Source organism: Mesotoga sp., from assembly GCF_035363035.1.
Lineage (GTDB): Bacteria > Thermotogota > Thermotogae > Petrotogales > Kosmotogaceae > Mesotoga.
This window is the reverse complement of sequence record NZ_DAOSEH010000044.1, coordinates 1-18,393: the sequence shown is the minus strand read 5'-3', so window position 1 is coordinate 18,393 and position 18,393 is coordinate 1. Positions and strand designations below refer to the sequence as shown.

The 18,393-nt window shown below is 48.8% G+C and carries 16 protein-coding genes and 1 pseudogene; 1 reads left to right on the top strand and 16 read right to left on the bottom strand.

What is annotated here, in order from left to right; all coding sequences use genetic code 11:
- From PKX57_RS07715 to dnaN, 9 genes and pseudogenes are all read right to left on the bottom strand, one after another.
- Positions 1–5,449: pseudogene (locus PKX57_RS07715) on the bottom strand (hypothetical protein); the annotation flags it as partial.
- Positions 5,450–5,487: 38 nt separating this feature from the next.
- Positions 5,488–5,928: an alpha/beta hydrolase gene (locus PKX57_RS07710; RefSeq protein ID WP_472416654.1), complete on the bottom strand. Its 441-nt coding sequence runs from the start codon at positions 5,926–5,928 to the stop codon at positions 5,488–5,490.
- Between the two features lie 15 nt (positions 5,929–5,943).
- Entirely contained in the window at positions 5,944–6,549 is a 606-nt protein-coding gene (locus PKX57_RS07705) for a hypothetical protein (RefSeq protein ID WP_213922836.1), read from the bottom strand.
- Positions 6,546–7,058, bottom strand: coding sequence for a hypothetical protein (locus tag PKX57_RS07700; RefSeq protein WP_472414702.1), 513 nt, complete (start codon positions 7,056–7,058; stop codon positions 6,546–6,548). Before PKX57_RS07700 ends, PKX57_RS07705 begins: the two co-directional genes overlap by 4 nt.
- A 7-nt stretch (positions 7,059–7,065) precedes the next feature.
- Positions 7,066–8,103, bottom strand: coding sequence for a hypothetical protein (locus PKX57_RS07695; protein WP_213922834.1), 1,038 nt, complete (start codon positions 8,101–8,103; stop codon positions 7,066–7,068).
- Between the two features lie 25 nt (positions 8,104–8,128).
- A complete protein-coding gene (locus tag PKX57_RS07690; RefSeq protein WP_213922833.1) occupies positions 8,129–8,509 on the bottom strand; it encodes a hypothetical protein in 381 nt (126 codons plus the stop codon).
- Positions 8,506–9,705 carry a type II secretion system F family protein gene (locus tag PKX57_RS07685; RefSeq protein WP_213922832.1) on the bottom strand — a complete coding sequence of 400 codons (1,200 nt, stop codon included), beginning with the start codon at positions 9,703–9,705 and terminating at the stop codon, positions 8,506–8,508. Before PKX57_RS07685 ends, PKX57_RS07690 begins: the two co-directional genes overlap by 4 nt.
- Entirely contained in the window at positions 9,698–10,174 is a 477-nt protein-coding gene (locus PKX57_RS07680) for a 2-C-methyl-D-erythritol 2,4-cyclodiphosphate synthase (RefSeq protein ID WP_213922831.1), read from the bottom strand. The genes PKX57_RS07685 and PKX57_RS07680 overlap by 8 nt, the downstream gene beginning before the upstream one ends.
- Complete coding sequence (dnaN, locus tag PKX57_RS07675) at positions 10,174–11,277, bottom strand: DNA polymerase III subunit beta (protein WP_472416652.1); 1,104 nt, start codon at positions 11,275–11,277, stop codon at positions 10,174–10,176. Before dnaN ends, PKX57_RS07680 begins: the two co-directional genes overlap by 1 nt.
- Positions 11,278–11,386: 109 nt before the next feature.
- On the opposite strand from dnaN, the gene PKX57_RS07670 reads away from it, so the two are divergent.
- Positions 11,387–12,064 (top strand): endonuclease V, encoded by a 678-nt coding sequence (locus PKX57_RS07670; protein ID WP_472416650.1) that lies wholly within the window; start codon positions 11,387–11,389, stop codon positions 12,062–12,064.
- On the opposite strand, the gene PKX57_RS07665 is transcribed toward PKX57_RS07670, so the two are convergent.
- The 7 genes from PKX57_RS07665 to rpsK all read right to left on the bottom strand — a co-directional run bounded on the left by PKX57_RS07665 (position 12,049) and on the right by rpsK (position 18,320).
- On the bottom strand, positions 12,049–12,999 hold the full coding sequence (locus tag PKX57_RS07665) for an ROK family protein (RefSeq protein WP_472416648.1): 951 nt from the start codon (positions 12,997–12,999) through the stop codon (positions 12,049–12,051). The genes PKX57_RS07670 and PKX57_RS07665 overlap by 16 nt on opposite strands.
- Positions 13,000–13,014: 15 nt before the next feature.
- Entirely contained in the window at positions 13,015–14,586 is a 1,572-nt protein-coding gene (rho, locus tag PKX57_RS07660; RefSeq protein ID WP_470745858.1) for a transcription termination factor Rho, read from the bottom strand.
- A 467-nt stretch (positions 14,587–15,053) separates the two neighbouring features.
- Positions 15,054–15,710, bottom strand: coding sequence for a fructose-6-phosphate aldolase (gene fsa, locus PKX57_RS07655; RefSeq protein WP_213922825.1), 657 nt, complete (start codon positions 15,708–15,710; stop codon positions 15,054–15,056).
- Positions 15,711–15,748: 38 nt separating this feature from the next.
- Positions 15,749–16,195: a 50S ribosomal protein L17 gene (rplQ, locus tag PKX57_RS07650; RefSeq protein ID WP_213922824.1), complete on the bottom strand. Its 447-nt coding sequence runs from the start codon at positions 16,193–16,195 to the stop codon at positions 15,749–15,751.
- Positions 16,196–16,216: 21 nt separating this feature from the next.
- On the bottom strand, positions 16,217–17,236 hold the full coding sequence (locus PKX57_RS07645; protein ID WP_169700752.1) for a DNA-directed RNA polymerase subunit alpha: 1,020 nt from the start codon (positions 17,234–17,236) through the stop codon (positions 16,217–16,219).
- A gap of 54 nt (positions 17,237–17,290) precedes the next feature.
- Positions 17,291–17,917, bottom strand: coding sequence for a 30S ribosomal protein S4 (rpsD, locus tag PKX57_RS07640; protein WP_169698214.1), 627 nt, complete (start codon positions 17,915–17,917; stop codon positions 17,291–17,293).
- A gap of 16 nt (positions 17,918–17,933) precedes the next feature.
- The gene (rpsK, locus tag PKX57_RS07635; RefSeq protein WP_169698215.1) at positions 17,934–18,320 is read right to left on the bottom strand and encodes a 30S ribosomal protein S11; all 387 of its coding nucleotides are present in this window, start codon (positions 18,318–18,320) and stop codon (positions 17,934–17,936) included.
- Between the last annotated feature and the right edge of the window lie 73 nt (positions 18,321–18,393).

Here is an 18,393-nt window from a genome sequence, read left to right as displayed (position 1 = left end):
GGAAGTCGTGGAAATATTCGAAGGTCTTCTGTTGATCCCAGCCCGGGACGACCGATAGAACCGTCGAGACTCTGACGCTCTCTCCAACCTTGCTCTCTATCTCTTCTTCCCTGGCCAGTATCGCGTTGATCATCTCTACCGCTCCCCTGACCGCGTTCTCTTCTCCTATCACCAGCACTCCCGACGGCGAGGAGAGAAGATCGACCTCGTACTCCAGTCTATCCAGTATCTCGCTGTAGCTGTCTATCTGCGAGCTCTCGACTCCCACGAAGGAGTAGGTCACTTTCTTCTCTACAGGTGTCTCTTTCAACCTCTCGGCTATCGGCGCCAGCAGTTCTCGCCCAGCTTCCAGATCCTTGCTCGAGCCTATCATCACAACGTTGTTGCCTATCTGGATAAGCTGTACCTTCACCTTCAGCTCTTCCAGCGTCCTCTCCAGCGAGTCTATGTACTGGGTCTCTATCTCCACGAACTCGAAGACCTGCGGTTCTTCCACCGCAGGTTGCATCCCCGCCTTCAGTGTCGAGATGAATTGAGAGGCCTTCTCCACGCTCTCTCTCTTCCCGACCACGAGGTATCTGTCTTCTATCGGGAGGATGGTGACTTTCAGTCCCAGTCTCTCCAGCAGTGTGTCGAGCTCTTCTATCGCAGGCAGTGTCTCTTCCACCACGTAGTACGGGTCTTCTATACTTGTCAACCTTTCGGCTTCCTTCTCCATCCTCTCCAGCACTTCTTGCGGTCCTATCACTATGTATCCGCCTGTGGACGGGGTTATGGATATCCTTCCGAAATCGTCCTCTCCAAGGTAGTCCCTGAAGTATCCGGAATACTTCTCGTCGCTCCAGCCCGGGACGACCGACAGTACCGTCGAGACTCTGACGCTCTCTCCAACCTTGCTCTCTATCTCTTCTTCCCTGGCCAGTATCGCGTTGATCATCTCTACCGCTCCCCTGACCGCGTTCTCTTCTCCTATCACCAGCACTCCCGACGGCGAGGAGAGAAGATCGACCTCGTACTCCAGTCTATCCAGTATCTCGCTGTAGCTGTCTATCTGCGAGCTCTCGACTCCCACGAAGGAGTATCCGATTTTACCCTTCGCCGTATCGCCAACTATCTGTCCTGCTACATCGTCCAGGATTACTTTTGCGGCATCAACTTCTTTCTCCAGGCCAACGATCGCCATGCTGTTTCCCGCTTCTGTCAGTCCCACTTCGATCTTCAGACTGGAGAGGATGCTTTCTAAAACGCCCTTAAGTTGTGGATTGACATCGGAAAATCTGTAAACGTACTTCTCATCGCCTGTATCCAGATCTGTCTTGAGTGTATCGATCAACTCTCCGGTCTTAATTACGTCGCTTTCCACGCCGACGATCAGATTTTTCTCCCCAACCGGCAGGATGCTCACGTTCAACCCGAGTCTCTCCAAGAGCCTGTCGAGCTGATCAACCGGTGGAAGAGTATCCTTTACCAGATAGAAGGGGTCCTCTATCTCCGACAGTCTGACGACTTCGTTCTGCATCTTCGCCAGAGCTTTCTCTTCTCCTATGACTATAAAGCCGCTAACAGAGGGGGTTATGGAGATTCCGGCAAACTCGCTCTCCCCAAGGAGGCTTCTGAAGTAACCGGTGAATTTGTCCTCCGTCCAGCCCGGTATATTTTTGACGATCATCGATACTCTTTGCTGTTCATCGCTCTGGGAAACGGTTTTCGCTTCACGTTCCAGTATGGCCTCGATTATTGGCCTGGCTTTATCTATATCTTCTTCCGATCCTATAAGAAGAACACCCGATGGTGAGGGAAAGAGTTCGGCACTCAAACCCAGCCGCTTCAGAATCTCGCCGTAAGTGGTAACACCATCTGAAGGTATATCGACGAACTCGTACGCTGTCGAAACTTCTTGTGAGGGTTTCCTTTCCAGGATACTGTCGGCTATTTCGAGCGCCCTGTTCACCTGGTCTTCCTTGCCGACGATCAATATTCCTGCAGGAGATTCAAGGAGCGCGACCTCGATATCTATACTCCCGAAAATAGGTACGAAGTACTCCACATCTCCGGAAGTTATGGCGGATAATTTGAAAACCTGGGGCTTTGTCTGCTCTGGAACTCCCAGAGTGTCAACCAGTTTAGTTATCAACTCGCGCGCTTTGGCAACGTTCTCCGAAGAACCGACCACGACGCTGTAGTCTTCTACCTGGAGTATATCGACGATGATTCCGAGTCTCGCCAGGAGGCTATCTATCTCCGTTATGTTTGGCATTCTCGTCTCTATGGAATAAGAGGGATTCTCGATCCTTGAAAGTCTTTCAAACTCTTCACCGATGGCAGATGCCATCGATCCGGGAGCGTTCAATATATATCCCTTTGAAGTCTGGACCAGAGAGATCTCTTCGGCCTTTTCGCCAAATACAACGCCCAGGTAAGCGGAGAGTCTTGTAGTATCCCAGCCGGGGATACCGGGTAGCTCTACGCTAACTCTGGTATCTTCAACGCTTTCGCTGGAGAGTATCTCTCCGTAAAGCGTGTTGAAGCTGTTCAGGTCGTACCTGTCTCCGACCGCAACGATCTTGTCGTAAACTGAAGTGAAGGTAAGATCGTATCCGAAGACCTGCACGACGGATTTGAGCGAATCAACGCTGACGTCGCTTCTGCCGCGGAATATCATGTACCCCGTCTCTTTATCGCCCTGAGGAGGAGTAACCGATTCTTTCTTAAGAAGATCCTCTATCAGTTTTTTCACCCTGTCCAGATGGGCGTCGCTTCCAATACCAACGATTCCGGAAGGGGTATCAACGAAATCCACTTCGATCCTCAATTTCTCGATAATCGTTTTGAGGCTTTCGAGAGAGCCGGGATCTACATCCACGAGGCTGTAACCAACAGGTCCGGCTTCAACAGGTTCAAGCCTTGAGAGGATGGATTCCACCACTTCCATGGCCTTCTTCAACCTCTCTTCAGGAGCGACCGCGGCAACTCCGGTTGGTGTGTTCACGAACTCCACGGGTAGGTTCAATTTCTCGAGAAGTTCTGATAGACCGGCTACTTCTCCATAAGGGACGTTTACGAAGGCATAGTTGTAAAGGGTGCCGGGGACCGTCACTTCTCCTCCGACCGGCAAACCGCTGCCAAGCTGTCTTATAAGACGGGAGGCTTCTTCTACATTTTCCTGAGATCCGATCACCATGAACTGGTTATCTACGGGCATTATAGATACGGCGACACCGAGTCTCTCGAGTAGCAATTCGAATTGGCTCAAAGACGGTATCGACGACTCAAGCCTGTAAAAGGGATTTTCAAGCTCTCTGAGCTTTCTGGTCTCATCATCCACTGTGTTCAAAAGATTTTCCGGACCTACGACTATATATCCGTTCCCGGATCTCGTAACTGTGATGGTGGCAAATTCATCCGGCCCCAGAAAGTCTCTTAGATATGTTTGGAATTTATCGAGATCCCAGCCGGGTATCGTGCCTATCTGGAGAGACATCCTGGTTTCCTGTCCGGAGAGACGCTTCTCGATCATCTCAACGATCCTGGGAATTCTCGCCTCTATGATTTTCTCCAATTCCGACAGTCTTTCCGGATAACCCCTGAGAACTATCAATCCGGCCGATCTGATGAAGACCTGCGATTCCTCGGGATTCAGGAGTGTATCTATCAGCTCTCCCAGGCCCGAGTCATAGATCTCCGGGGCCACTTCGAGTATCAGATCCTCGGTTTTCCTGAATATCTGTTTCTCCCTGTTCTCCAGTTCTGTCAGGGCTTCATCGAGTATATCCGAGGGGGCGTAGATGTAAATGAGCTTTTCGGATATTTGCTCCAGAGAATACTCGTCAACAACCAGACCTCTGGAAGCAAAATAGGAATCGAAAAAGCTCTTGACTTCGTTGAATTTGTTTTCAGCTTTAAGCTCTATATAAGTGTTTCTGTAATCTTCAAATGTGATTCCCGTGAAAAGGCTCAAAACGTATTGAGCGGTTTCTATGGAAGCTTTCGAGCCTTTGATTATGTACCCTTTCTTCTCGCCTATGGTCTCGATTACGGCTCCTGTGATCTTCTCGACCTGGGAAATCGTCTCTTCCCCTACAGGCATGTGGTACTTTATTACCGAGTAAGTGACCTCTCCGGAGATCTTGTCAAAAGACTCCATCGTTTTGTCGATGAACTCGACCAGGTATTTCGGCAGATCGAAGGTCACTTTTCCAACCGGCTCGAACGTCCTGTCAACGGTTACGCTATCTTTGGAATAGCTCTGGAGAAGATTCAGGATCGTTCCAACTATCGTGCCGTCACCCGGCAAGCCTGAACCGGCGGTACTCCCAAGCCTCAGGACGTCTTCCACCAGAAAGAAGTTTTCCGGCAGAGTATAGGTTATTCTGGTTCTGCTCGAGTCTAGGTTCTCGGACGTGAGATTCTTCCTGTAGAGCTCGAGGTATTCGAAAAGCTCATCGACGTATTTACTGTTGCCCGTGAGTATTAGCCTGTTGAACTGCGGTATAGTGCTTATGGTGATGGAATCGGAGAAGAGAACGGAGTTGAGCTCTCTTGCGAGCGCTTCGTAAGCCTCCAGCGGTTCGACACCACTTGGCGTTGCCTCCGAAGGCGCTGCAAACTCCTTCGTGACGATGTTGGTGGTGAGCAAGGATGAAAGCATGAAATGTGTCTGGAGGTCTCCAAAGACCATCAGCGAGGCCTCGTTGGGTAAATACTCTATGAAGCTGTTGACGGGGAGCGTCTTTCTCAACCTTTCCACCTGTTCCGAGACCGTTTCTCCATCGACGTTGAACTCCACGCCGACATAAGTTCTCCAGAAAGTGTTTACCAGCTCCCTCACTTCGTCGGGAGTACCCAGATAAAAGGTCCCGTCGCTTAAATATGCATACGCCACCCTGTCGCCGAGCGAGGTGAGGATATTTCGAAGTATCTCTTCCGGCAAGGCCAGAGTGAAGCCTACGAGTATCTTCTCGTCTCTCACGCTGGGGGAGAGGATGTAAGAAAGGTTCAGTATCTCCTCGGAGAAGAGATATGTCATCGCGCTGGCGATGGTCATTCCGTAAGTTGTGAATTTATCTATATCCACCTCGGCACTCGACCGGAAAAACCTTATGATCACAACGTTTTCCCTTACGATGATTTCCGGTTCGACTCTAGCGGGTGTGAGCAATGCGGTATTAACTGAGAGTCGTGACGGTTCCTGCCTGATCCACAAACCTTCAACCGGTCCCATCCGAAGAGGAAGATTCATATCCTTCCCATTCACACCGTTCAGAGAAAGCGAGTATATCGTCTTCGACGGGTTTGACTGGATGTTGTACGATTCGACGAACGGTTCGTTGAAGACCAGAGTAAGGGTAACGGATTCAACATCCATCGAAGGAATAACCGAACCCAGTTGATTCGAAAATGCTAAAGCGATGGCGCTCAGAACCACGAAGAGAACCGCGACTTTTCTCACAGAAATCACCCCATATTTACCCCTAGAGTCAGAGGAGTTCAAGACCTGAAATATTTCACAACCACAAAGCTGTTCGTGCTGGTATCGTTAAGCAAAACGGCAAATTCTGTTATTCCGTACACAATATACGAGGGATCTACGCGTTCGCCGACCCTTACCGTGACCTGCGTTCCGGCCGTATCGAGAACGGCATAATCCACCCTGTTCAATCTGAAATACGCTACATAAGCTATGTTTTCCGCTTCCTGTCCTACTTCGAGCATAGAGCTTATAACCTCGGACGGGCTGGCAAAAAGCGGTGTAAAGTGATCTTGCATCCTGACTGGTTCGGATAAGCTTGAAGTGTTGATCGGCTCAACCCTTATTCTATTGGCCGTGACTTCGGTTATTTCCACAGGTTGAAGAAAGAATGCTAGCAGTACACCACCAGTTACCAAGGCGCATATCAAAACGACGATTATAACAACCATCTTCTCCATACCATCAATCCTATCCTAAAAACTTCCGGTGATAGAGACATCTGTTCTCAATTCTATCATAATGTTGGATGGCAGAGTTGACTCTGGAAGTATAGGGAAACCCAGATTTGATCTCAATTCTAGCTTCTTTATCATCATCCTGGGTTCGTTCACTATCATCTCAAGAAGATCGAGAATGTCCCTCGACCTGCCGGATAAGGAAATTCCCCTGTAATCTCCCGGTTTGTTAGAAATACCCAGGATTTTCTGGAGATCGCCGAGATAACTCCTCGTGCTCATGGAGCCGATCGTCTCATTTCTAACCCTCGTGAGAAGCTGCACCTCGAGAAAAGCGTTCTCGAGTTCGTTCACCTCCGCCAGAAGAGTAGCCGTATTTTTGAAAGCGTTGTACGAATAGATAACAACCAGAACGGAGAAACCGGCCACGGCTATAAGCACCAGAGCTCCAAGCAGGAGCTTTGCGTTGATACCCTTTCTGTCGAGGAAGGTCAATTTCCTGCTGAGGCGTTTCTTGAAATCTTTGTGAATAAAAAACTCGCTGGACTCCGGGACTCCCGTTACTGATCGATCGGAGAACTCTATCTCTTTGAAATCCAGATCGTCGCTATCGTTCTTGCTCATTGTTCATCACCCACTTCAAGGTCAATGATCTGAAGAGTGTAAAGATCCGCGAATTCCAGGTTGCCCCGTACGTTGGGGGTTGACAGCAAAACCGGAGTACTAGATGGAGTAGGGAAGGAGACTGTGTTTCCATCGTATATCAGATAGTAGAAAGCGTTACCCTTGCCGTTTTCGAAATCCATTCTGGTGAGGATAGTCTTGATCGCGCTCTCATCTTCCAGAAAGGCGTTCAAAGTTCTGAAGATATTCATTTCAAGGGATTTGCCCTGAACATGTGTTCTAAGATCTCTGACCTGAATTGAAAGTCTGTTCTTTGAGTTGATGTATTCCTGCTTTTTATCCCTTATCGTTTGAATATCCTGCCTGAGGTTACCTGTGAGGTATGTTCCGGTGTTATCGAAGAGATAGCCTTTCAACCTCGAGATCTGCCTCAACCTGAATTCGAAAGCCTGTGAGGCTAAAAAGCGCGCTCCCATAACCAGAACAACAATGAGCAACAGTATGATCAAAGCATTTCTAAGCCTGCAAACTCGTTTCTTCTTTGAATACAAGTTTACGTCTACCAAGCTGCTCACCACCCCTCATGAGAAGTCCGGCCGTAGTGTACGTAATTCCGATCGCTTCCTTTATCTTCAAAGGTAAGACAAAAACACCGACGTCCCCGCCGAGCATCCTCTGGAAAGCCCTTCCATAAACGGCCGTAGAAAGGCTCGACTGACCGACCACGAAAAACTTACTGAAAGATGCCTCGTCGGCGGCCGAGGTGTTCGGGGAACTCGATAGGGTATTGGTCAAATACATCCTTAACTGATAAGATATCATGTTTTCAAGCTGTTCGGAGGCCTCCTCGATGAGTGAATCGTAGTAAGCCTTGGACCCTGTGAGAAACTCCCTTTGAATATCCGTGTTCGGTGACAGAGAATCATCTTCCTTGAATTTGTCTGCCACGTCCGAGAAGCCGCCGTTTATGTAGTTCAATCCCACTATTTCATCGCCCTTGAACATAACCAGGAGAGAGTAATCGCTGTCAACCGTAAAGAGAATGTAGTTACCCTCGAGCGCATCCAGCTGAGCGATTTTGAAGATCTGAAAAGGCTTCACATCAACAACGTTGGGTTCGGGGAAGCCGCTTTGTCTGAGATTGCTTATGAACTCATCGAGGACCTTCCTTCGGGTAATGACAAAAGCCGGTACGATTCCACTTTTAAGAGCGGTCAAAGAATTAAGGCATGCCACACTGACCTCGTCCGGTGGTAGGGAGAACTGGGAAGCCGCTTTGTAACTCGCAACGCTTAGAAGGTTCTTCATGGATTTGACCTTTGGAACCTCCAGATGCTGGAAAACGACGTTCTTTGGATGAAAACTCGTTACGAAGATTTCGTCGGAGGGAAGGGCATTGTATTGCATAAAGATTCTGACCGCTTCATCCAGACTCTTCGGACCGGTTTTTAGAACCGAAAAGACAGGTTTCAAGTAACGACCTTCGACTACAGCCCTGGCTATTTCGGTATAACCGTCATCAACGTTCAGTGCCGTTATCATGGTCTGGAACATTTGGCTTCACTCCCCGGATCGTTGCTCAGTATGTGACTTTCCCAGTTACGGGTTGTATCGTCAAAACAGTACCGTTCTCAAAGCACAGCGTTGTTGAGCCACTGAGTATCGCTATCGAACCTTCGCCATTGAAGATTATCCTGAAGTCCTCCAGATTGTTCCACAGACAACCTTCGAGCACATCTCCGGTGTTCGAGAAAAGCTTCCGTTGCCTGTAGTTATATATTAACTCAACGGTCTTCGATCTTCTGACAGCCTCCAGTCTCTGATTTTCGAGAAAACAGTCGAGCTCAACTTTGCTCAACTCTATCGACAGATTGGAGATCATTTCTCCCGAGAAAGCCATGAGACAACCCATACATATGCCGACGATGGCCAGACAACATACGAGTTCTACTACACTCATCCAATACTCTGCTCCATTGCGAATATCGTGTTGTACATGGTGTAAGCCAGAAAACCTATGAATCCTCCTATGAACATGATCATTATAGGCTCGACAAGTGAAACCAGTTTCTTCAGCGAACTCTGAACCTGTGTGTGATAGAAGTCGGCCACCTTAAACATAACCTCGTCGAGCTTTCCGGTCTCCTCGCCCGTTGCGACCATACTCACCACAATCGCCGGAAAGACTTTCTGCTGGGCCAGGGCAACGTGAATACTCTCGCCGGCCTTGATTTGCGAGATCGAGATCTGTACGGCGTGCTCTAGAGAGGGGCTTTGAGAGACCTGACCGGCAAGTTCCAGTACGGTCGGCAGATCGACACCGCTTGCAATGAGAACTGCGGTCGTTCTGGTGAATCTTTCCATGGCCGTCATGTTCCTCAACTTTCTTATAGGAGGTATGATTTTTCCAAAGATTTCTTTGACGTAGTTGCCGTATTTGCTTTTGAAGAAGAGCCATCCACCGATCAAAACGACGACCAGTCCAATCAGAATGAAAGGCCAGTGGGACTTAAGAATATCGTTTACGCTCAGAAGAATTCCCATCACGCCCGATGGTTTGAAATTACCACCGAAGGCACTGATCAGGTTTGGCAGTATGAAAAAAGATATTATTCCCACGATACCGACCGCGAAAACCATCATGAACAGGGGATAGGCCATTGCGGATTTTACTTCGTTCTGCAATTCAACCATCCCTTCGTAGAACTCCGAAACTCTCTGGAGCGACTCGTCAAGAACACCGCCGGTCTCCCCGGCCTTGACCAGGTTGGTGAAGAGAGGTTCGAAGACTCCGGATTTTTCAAGCGATTCGTTGAAACTCATACCGCTCTCTATATCAAGAACTACCCTGGTGATAACCCTCCTGAACCTCCGACTGAAGAGCGCCTGGGTCGAAAGAACCTGAAGCGCATCTCTTATCCTGACCCCCGAAGAAACCATGGTAGATAGTTGCCTGGCAAAGAGACTTACCTCTTTCGGAGACAGAGGAAAGATCGAGGTCCGGACTTTGTCCTGAGATGCGATAGGCCTTATGGCGCTCACCGTGTAACCCCTGCCCGATAGAATTTGAAGGGCATCGAGTTTGGAGCTGGCGGTCAGCTTTCCTTTTTCGGGCTTACCCTTACTGTTTATGACTTCGTATCTAAAGTCAGGCATCGACATTTCCCACCCTTCTGAGAAGACAGATCGCCTGTGACTGTACGAATTGAGTGCCGCCTCCATTACCGGATTTCGGCTTTACGCTTATGATTTCACTTGAAACCTTCAACGCCTGCGCGATGCTTTCCTCGATTTCCGCGATGCGCCCGGATAACCTCACCTCTCCTATCACCACCACCGAATCGATGTTGACTATCTCCCATGAGTCCGTCAGTCCCGTTCGAACTTCGGCGAGAAACTCTATGCTTCTCCTACCCCTGTTCACTTCGTTTTCAGGAAACCAGAGTCCTATATTGCCGGCACCGGCCGCTCCGAGAATAGCATCGACAATCGCATGGGATAAGACATCGCCATCGGAATGACCGTGGAGATAAAACTCGTCGGATACCTTCACTCCACCAAGAAAAAGCCCTTTGTTACCTCTCGCTATTGGATGAACGTCGTAACCTATTCCAGCCCGGTACATTATATTAGCCTTATAGGCATAATTATATAAGTATAACCCTGAACATCGATGGGATTGATCTGCAACGGACTGTTGGAATCGACGAAATTCAACTCCACCTCTTCTGTATCGATTTTTCTCAAAGACTCCGAAAGAAACCTCGGATTGAATGCTATGACGAGGTTATCGCCTTCTTTCTTTCCTTCTATCTCCTCGATCGCTTCACCGTGGTCGGGGCTGCGCGCAATTATTCTTAGAAGCTCGTCCTTTATGTCGAGCTTGATGGAATCAGAACCCAGCCTGGCGGCGATCGAGGCTCTTCGAACGGCGTCGGAGAGATTTGAAGTGTACAACCGGACTCTCGACTTGAAGGATTTTGGGAGAACTCTCTTGTAGTCGGGGAACTCGGCATCGACTACTTTGGAAACCATCTCCGTTCCATCGAAGTAAAACCCCACCCTGCTGCCATCGTAAACAATCTTCATTTCATCAGACATTGCGCTTTTCATACTATTCTGAAGGTCTCTCATGCTCTTGAGTGTCAGAAGGAAGTGATCGTCAACGCTCACATCTATTCTCTCTTCTGCAAGCGCCATTCTGAAGCCATCGGCCGCCACGAGGCGTAGAAAACCTCCCTCGAATTCCCAGTAAACACCGTTGAGGTTTCTCATAAACTCATCTCTTGCGGCGCAGAATATTACACGATCGATCATCAGTTCTATTGCGGAAACGGATACTACGAACTCGACACCACCTGTAGTTGTTTCCACATTGGGAAACTCTTCGGGATCCATAGTGGGTAGCGTGAATCTGCTCTTACCGGCTCTTATGATTAGATTCGTCTCTTCAATCTCGAATATTATCTCTCCCTCGGGTAGGTTTCTGACTATCTCGAGAGCCACCTTCGCATCGACCACAAAACCATCCTGCCCATCGATATGTTTGGCCTTCACTTCCGTCTTAATTGCCGTCTCGAGATCGGTGGCCGTAAGCTGAACGATGGACTCGCCTTTCACGGAGAAATATATCCCCGAAAGTATTGGCTTGACCGTCTTTGAAGCGGCGGCACCTGAAACAGCTTCAAGTCGCGTGAGTATCTCGTTGCGTTCAACCACAAAGTTCATCGGTACACCTCCACTTAATGGGCTTTTGATAAATTATAACATCTGTATGGCACAATAATTATCGATAATCCGCTCATCAGTGGTAGATGGCGGTTATAAGGAGGGATTAATGAAAATAAAAGATCTTCACTCCTGGAACGTGGGTAGAAGTGAAGCCATTGAAATACAGAGACTTCTGAGAGAGGACATCTTAATAAAGGAAAACCCTATCAGACCTTCTCTGGTTGCCGGGGTAGATCTTTCTTTCCCGGACAAAAATATAGGTCTGGCAGTTGTCACGGTCTTGAACTTCCCGGAGCTTGAATTGATGCAATACTCGTACCATGTTGGAATTATCGAAAGACCTTATATCCCCGGTCTCTTGTCTTTCAGGGAAGGACCGGTGATAATAGAGGCCCTAAAAAACACCCCGGAAGTCGATCTCGTTTTTTTTGACGGCCACGGAACGGCTCACCCCAGAGGACTAGGTATCGCTTCACACATAGGACTTTTTCTGGAAGTCCCCACGATAGGAGTGGCAAAAAAACTCCTATACGGGAAGTGTGACCTCCCGGGGAACTCCCGGGGCGACATTTCACCCATACTCTCGCCGGCCGGTGAGTTGATAGGCTATTCTTTGAGAACGAAACCAGGAGTAAAACCGGTGTATGTCTCTCCCGGAAATGGACTTTCTATGAAGCAGGCACTTGAATTTTCTTTAAAAGCCACCGGTATCTACAGATTGCCAGAACCGACCAGACAGGCCCACATACTTAGTCAGAAGCTCAAAGGTCAACTCAGTCTGTAGAAGACTATCGAAGCTGCACCGGTTATACCGGCGTTTTCAACCAGCTCGCTGAGGTTGACCTGGAATGTATCGCTGAAAGACGGCATTACGAATCGCGGTAGTTTTTTTCTGATTCCATCAATTAGGATACTTCCGGCTCTGCTCATACCCCCACCGATTACGATATGTTCGGGATTGAAAATGTGTACGAAATTACCGATCGCGGCGGCCAGCGCATCCGTAACTCTTTCAACTATCATAGAGGCTGCGAGGTCTCCCGCCTTGGCACAATCGAACACAACTCTGGCCGTAAGCTGTGGAGCCTGGTAGATGAGCGATTTCGAAAACCTCTTCGAATACTCTCGCGCCATATTTACAACCGCTGTTGCCGACGCTAGAGCTTCCAGACACCCATGCGAGCCACAGCCACACAGTGGACCTCCTATCTGGACTATGGTGTGGCCAAGTTCACCGCCGTAGCCATTCTTGCCGGTCATGAGAGTCCCGTGGGTTATCACCCCACCGCCCACACCCGTTCCCAGCGTCAAACCGATCATGTGTTTGCAACCTTTGAAGGCACCGAAGGCCCACTCCCCGAGAACAAAAGCGTTGGCGTCGTTCTCTACGAAAGTTCTTATACCGGTCAGCTTTTTAAGAATGGCGGTCAATTCGAAACCCGACCAGTCGGGAAGATTTGGGGAGAAAAGCACGGTACCGGTTTCGTGATCGATCGAACCGGGCGAACCAACGCCGATACCGACAACTCCGTCGACAGAGATCCCGGTCTCCATAATCAGCTGCTTGATAGCTTCCACAATACGCGTCACTACCGCTATTCTTCCTTCGAAAACCTTCGTGGGTATTATACTTTTGGAAAGTATCCTTCCGTTCTCTTCCACAATGCCTATTTTGGTCTCAGTGCCACCAAGATCGACTCCGACCACCAGATCCGACATTCAAATCAACCTCGTTCAGTATTGTTTTTTCTCCATTTCGATCAGGTCCAGGAACTCTTCGTTGCTGGCCGTTCCTCTCAATTTGTCCGTGATCAATCTCAGTCCCTCTTCTTCGGACATGGCCGACAACATGCGTCTCAACACCCACACTTTCCTGAGAATGTCCTGCGGAAGAAGCAGTTCCTCTTTCCTCGTCCCCGAGAGCGTCAGATTGATCGCGGGGAACATTCTCTTGTTGGCCAGTTGCCTGGAGAGAACGAGTTCCATGTTTCCGGTGCCTTTGAACTCCTCGAAAATCACTTCGTCCATCTTGCTTCCTGTCTCCACCAAGGCCGTTGCGATTATAGTGAGGCTTCCGCCCTCTTCTATGTTCCGGGCGGCACCGAAGAAATGCTTGGGCTTGTACAGCGCCGATGGATCCACTCCGCCCGAGAGAAGCTTTCCACTGGGGGGGACGTAAAGGTTGTAAGCCCTGGCGAGTCTGGTGATACTGTCCAGAAGGATCACCACGTCGTAGTTGAACTCAACCAGCCTCTTCGCCATTTCCAGAGTCATTTCCGCAACTTTTATCTGTTTTTCGGGATGCATATCGAACGGAGCGGCAAGAACGTGGGCGCTGGTGGTTCTCTTTAGGTCTGTCACTTCTTCGGGCCTTTCGTCGATCAGAAGTATTATTCTGATCGTGTCGGGATGGTTCTCGGCGATGCCGTTGGCCAGTTCTTTCAAAAGCACCGTCTTTCCGGCTTTCGGAGGAGAAACTATGAGACCTCTCTGACCTTTTCCGATTGGAGAAAAGAGATCGAGCATCCTCGTGCTCAGAACGTGCGTATCCGATTCCGACATTAACTGTTCTTCCGGAAATATGGGAGTCAGGTTCTGGAACGTGATCCTTTCGGCTGCGAAGTTGATGGCTTTGTGGTTGATCGCTTCGATTCGTAGAAGGGCGAAGTATTTTTCCCCTTCTTTCGGCGGTCTCACCTGACCGGCAACTGTGTCGCCGCTGGTTAGGTTGAACCGTCTTATCTGCGATTGGCTGACATAGATGTCGTTCGAACTCGGCAAAAGATTGTTCTCAAGAGTTCTAAGAAAACCGTAACCGCCATCGGTTATCTCCAGGACTCCCTGATCGAAGAAGTATCCGTAGGATTCCGTCTGAGCTTTGAGAACGGCGAAGATGAGATCTTTCTTGGCCATTTGAGTGTAATTGGCGACGTCGTATTTTCTGGCCAGTTTGTAGATCTCCCTTATCGGCATGTTCTGAAGCTGAGAGATATCGATCTCGACCTCTCTGATGTTGTCTTTGTCCTTTTTTGCCTCTTTCAGCTCCTCAGGGGTTTCTTGCCTGGGTCCCTCGCTGACCTTTTCCGATTCTTCGGCTATTTCTGCCGTCTCTTCTTCGGTTGCCTTTACTACTTCGAGCGGCTCCTCGACGGGTTCGATCTTTGAGACCTCGGAAATAATCTTCTCTTCTTTGGCCTCTACTTTTTCTTTGGGTTTCGAGGTTGTTCTTCTTCTGGCGGGTTTCTTTTCTTCCTTTTCAATTTTCTCGATCGGGATTTCTTCACTCTTCTTTTTTCTTGGACTCAAATCAAGCGGTACACTCAACCTACCATTCAGTAAGAATGTACCTATCCTCCTTCCGTGTAGTAGGGATTCAGTGTTATTTGAAGCTATTGAACAAAAGAAAGCATGGGAGACCTACCTCCGGTCAACCACCCGCGACCGAAGTCGAGGGTTTGCAGATCGAACGCGCTCAGGGGCCAGTTGACGACAGTCCATCGGCCGGTGTATCCAGACAAATGATGGGTAACGACTGCGGTGCCGTTTTTGCCTTACAGATTTCGATCCGTTAACCAAAGAGTTCGTGCCCTGATATTACATAGGTGGTCACGGCACCGTATCAACGGTTTTCACAAATCATATCAAATATTCGAAGGTAGAGGATCGGCAATTCCTCCCCTGGATCTGTCCAGGATCTTCCTTGCCGAAATTATCGTGAGAAACATCAGTATCCGTCAGCAATAATATACCATTTAAGAAGCAGAAAACAAAGCTTATGGGCGTTGCTTTCTTTCGTATTCCTGCCAGTCACTCTGGAATCTTTTCAAACCGTTGTCGGTCAACGGATGGTTGAAAAGCCTCAACAAAACATCGTAAGGAATGGTCACGATGTCTGCGCCTATCAAAGCGGCTTGAAGAACATGCATCGGATGTCTCACGCTTGCCACTATTATCTCCGTTGCAAAACCGTAGTTACCGAAGATCTCATCCATCTCGCTCACCAGTTGCATTCCGTCGTTCCCAACATCATCAAGTCTTCCCACGAAGGGGCTGACGTAGGTTGCGCCGGCTTTAGCCGCAAGAAGTCCCTGCAGCGAACTGAAGACAAGGGTGACGTTCGTCTTTATTCCCTCTTCGCTGAGAACTTTCACGGCCCTTATCCCGTCGGGCGTCATCGGGATTTTGACCACGACATGTTCGTTCAGAGAGGCCAGCTCTCTTGCCTGCGACAGCATGTTGTCGAAATCGGTCGCTATGACTTCGGCGGAAACGGGACCCTTTACGGCTTCACATATCTCCACAATGCGTTCTTCGAACTTCGCGTTTTCCTTCGAAACAAGCGTTGGATTGGTGGTGACGCCGTCCACGAGCCCCAATTTCATTCCATTTCTTATCTGTTCGATGTTTGCCGTATCGAGAAATATCTTCATGTGCCACCCCGCAAAAAATGGCTACCTTTCGGTAGCCATCACTTCGTCTCTTTCTTCTCCTCGTTGTCCACAAGCTGGATGACGGCCATCTCGCTGGCGTCTCCCCTTCTCATGCCCAGTTTAACTATTCTGGTGTATCCGCCGTTTCGGGTCAAGTATTTCACAGCAACTTCATCGCAGATCTTCTTCACGAGCCTTCTGTCGTTGAAGTTCCTGTTTATCTCTCTTCGAAGGGCGAGATTTCTGGACTTGAGTTCAATGGCCTCCGGGCTTTCGGCGCTCTTCGTACCCAGTTCCTGGGTTATCGTAGTAGCCTTCTTCGCCCTGGTTATTATAGATTCCACGAACGGTCTCAGCTCTTTGGCCTTGGTGACCGTGGTGACTATGGTACCGTGCTCGAAAAGCTCTCTGGCTAGATTCTTCATCAGAGACACTCGCTGGCTGTGGGGCATATTCAATTTGGATCCACTTACTCTATGACGCATGGCTAATTGACCTCCTCACCATCATTCTTTCTTGAGTATGATGTTGAATTTGTCACGCAGTTTCTTGACAACCTCCAGCATCGATTTTTCGCCGAAGTTCCTGATCTTCAGCAAATCAGCTTCTGTTTTGTCTATCAGATCTCCGATAGTGTTTATCTTATCTCTCTTCAGACAGTTCAGGGATCTTACCGAGAGATCAAGCTCTTCAACTCTTTTAGAGGTGAGCGGATTGGAATCGACCTCTTCAGTTTGCGGAGATTCGCTCGCCATCTGTGCTTCTTCCTGTATCAACTCTTCCTCTTCCGGTTCAACAGGGGTAACAGCAGAAACCTGATTCTGCTGACCCAGGCCGTTCGAGACAACTTCGAAGTGTCTGGTAAGAATATCCGTCGCACGGAGCAAGGCCTCCGACGGTTTGATAGACTTCTTCGTCCAGACTTCGAGTACCAGCTTGTCGTAGTCCGTTCTCTTTCCCACACGAACGTTCTCTGTCTGAAAATTCACCTTCAGCACAGGACTGAAGATACCATCTATATAGATCATCTCAACATCGTGATCGATCTCCATCTCTGAAACCGGTACAAAGCCCTTACCGATTTCCGCGAAGAGTTCGATATAAACTATCGAATCAGTGTTGAGCGTTGCTATGTACTGAGAAGGATTCACCACTTCTACACCGGTCGGTGTCTTGATATCTCCGGCCGAAACGACTCCCGGTCCGACTTTTTCCAGTGTGAGTTTCACGGGGTCGGAGAACTCCAGAGCGGGTTTCAGCTGAACTTTCTTAAGGTTGAGTATTATCTCCAGGATATCCTCTTTCACACCCTCAATCACATCGTATTCATGGTACTTACCCGGAATCTTGAGTTTAGTTATAGCCATACTGGGTATCGATGAAAGAAGCACTCTCCTCAACGAATTACCGATGGTGATCGCGTAACCCCTCTCCATTGGAGAGAGCACGAACCTTGTGTAATAGCTATTTTGATCTTCCTTTTCCTCTTCGACTCGCAGGTTCTTGGGCATTATAGATGCTATCATAGTTCTCGCCCAGCTTTCGGGCACACACCTCCTTTCAAGAAGGTTAGAATCGGTTTACTTGGAGTAGAGTTCGATAATGGACTGTAGATCAACAGGAATCTCCACTTCTTCTCTGGCCGGATACCTGAGATAAGTACCCTTGAAATCCTCGTAATTGACTTCTAGCCATGGATATGCCGCTCTTTCTTTGGCAGCTTCTACTGCCTCCTTAACTGGCAGTACCACCCTGCTCTTTTCCTTAATTTCCACAACATCACCGACTCTTAAGTTGAAGGAGGGCTTGTTCACTCTTCTACCGTTCACCATAACGTGTCCGTGGCTAACGAGTTGCCTCGCCTGTCTCCTGCTAGAGGCAAACCCCATTCTAAAAACGGTATTGTCGAGCCTCGACTCGAGTATCTTCAAGAGCGCGTTACCCGTTTCTTCCTGTTTTCTTACAGCCATTTCGAAGTATCTTCTGAACTGTCTTTCGAGGACTCCGTAAATCCTCTTGACAACCTGCTTCGACCTGAGCTGCATTCCGTACTGAGTCAGTTTGCGAGTAGAAGCTCCGTGCTGCCCCGGTGCCACCGGTCTCTTGATTTGGCCGCATCTTGGAGAAAAACATCTCTCACCTTTTAAATATAGTTTGAAACCTTCACGACGACAGAGTTTACAAACAGGTCCTGTATATCTGGCCATTCAATTCCCTCCTCAATTACACTCTTCTTCTTCTTCTTGGTCTGCAACCATTGTGGGGCAATGGTGTGATATCTTTCAGTGTTTCGATAGTCAAACCTGCCGCCTGGATCGTCCTTATAGCTGCCTCACGACCGGAGCCCGGTCCCTTAACTTCGATTCCAACCCTGGTGATGCCGAGCTTTATAGCTTCTTTTGCGATTTTGTCTGCGCCAAGCTGAGCGGCATACGGAGTCGACTTCTTAGAGCCCGAATAACCCGCCGTACCGCCGGATGTCCACATCAGTGTATTCCCATCGGGATCGGTCAGGGTGATTATAGTGTTATTGAAAGAGGATTTTATATGTACAATCCCTTTGTCTGAAGTGAGCTTTCTTCTTTTCTTGGCTGCTGGTCTCTTTGCCATTCGATATACCTCCCGCTAATTTTCTAGCTCTTCTTACGGATCTTGCTCGATCTGGAACCCTTTCTGGTTCTTC

Excerpts from the sequence above, each read along its gene's own strand:
- PKX57_RS07670 (WP_472416650.1), top strand. The coding sequence starts at position 11,387 with ATGAAAATAAAAGATCTTCACTCCTGGAACGTGGGTAGAAGTGAAGCC.
- PKX57_RS07665 (WP_472416648.1), bottom strand. The coding sequence starts at position 12,999 with ATGTCGGATCTGGTGGTCGGAGTCGATCTTGGTGGCACTGAGACCAAA.
- rpsK (WP_169698215.1), bottom strand. The coding sequence starts at position 18,320 with ATGGCAAAGAGACCAGCAGCCAAGAAAAGAAGAAAGCTCACTTCAGAC.
- PKX57_RS07645 (WP_169700752.1), bottom strand. The coding sequence starts at position 17,236 with ATGATAGCATCTATAATGCCCAAGAACCTGCGAGTCGAAGAGGAAAAG.
- rplQ (WP_213922824.1), bottom strand. The coding sequence starts at position 16,195 with ATGCGTCATAGAGTAAGTGGATCCAAATTGAATATGCCCCACAGCCAG.
- PKX57_RS07680 (WP_213922831.1), bottom strand. The coding sequence starts at position 10,174 with ATGTACCGGGCTGGAATAGGTTACGACGTTCATCCAATAGCGAGAGGT.
- fsa (WP_213922825.1), bottom strand. The coding sequence starts at position 15,710 with ATGAAGATATTTCTCGATACGGCAAACATCGAACAGATAAGAAATGGA.
- PKX57_RS07710 (WP_472416654.1), bottom strand. The coding sequence starts at position 5,928 with ATGGAGAAGATGGTTGTTATAATCGTCGTTTTGATATGCGCCTTGGTA.
- PKX57_RS07690 (WP_213922833.1), bottom strand. The coding sequence starts at position 8,509 with ATGAGTGTAGTAGAACTCGTATGTTGTCTGGCCATCGTCGGCATATGT.
- PKX57_RS07695 (WP_213922834.1), bottom strand. The coding sequence starts at position 8,103 with ATGTTCCAGACCATGATAACGGCACTGAACGTTGATGACGGTTATACC.
- PKX57_RS07705 (WP_213922836.1), bottom strand. The coding sequence starts at position 6,549 with ATGAGCAAGAACGATAGCGACGATCTGGATTTCAAAGAGATAGAGTTC.
- PKX57_RS07685 (WP_213922832.1), bottom strand. The coding sequence starts at position 9,705 with ATGCCTGACTTTAGATACGAAGTCATAAACAGTAAGGGTAAGCCCGAA.
- dnaN (WP_472416652.1), bottom strand. The coding sequence starts at position 11,277 with ATGAACTTTGTGGTTGAACGCAACGAGATACTCACGCGACTTGAAGCT.
- rpsD (WP_169698214.1), bottom strand. The coding sequence starts at position 17,917 with ATGGCCAGATATACAGGACCTGTTTGTAAACTCTGTCGTCGTGAAGGT.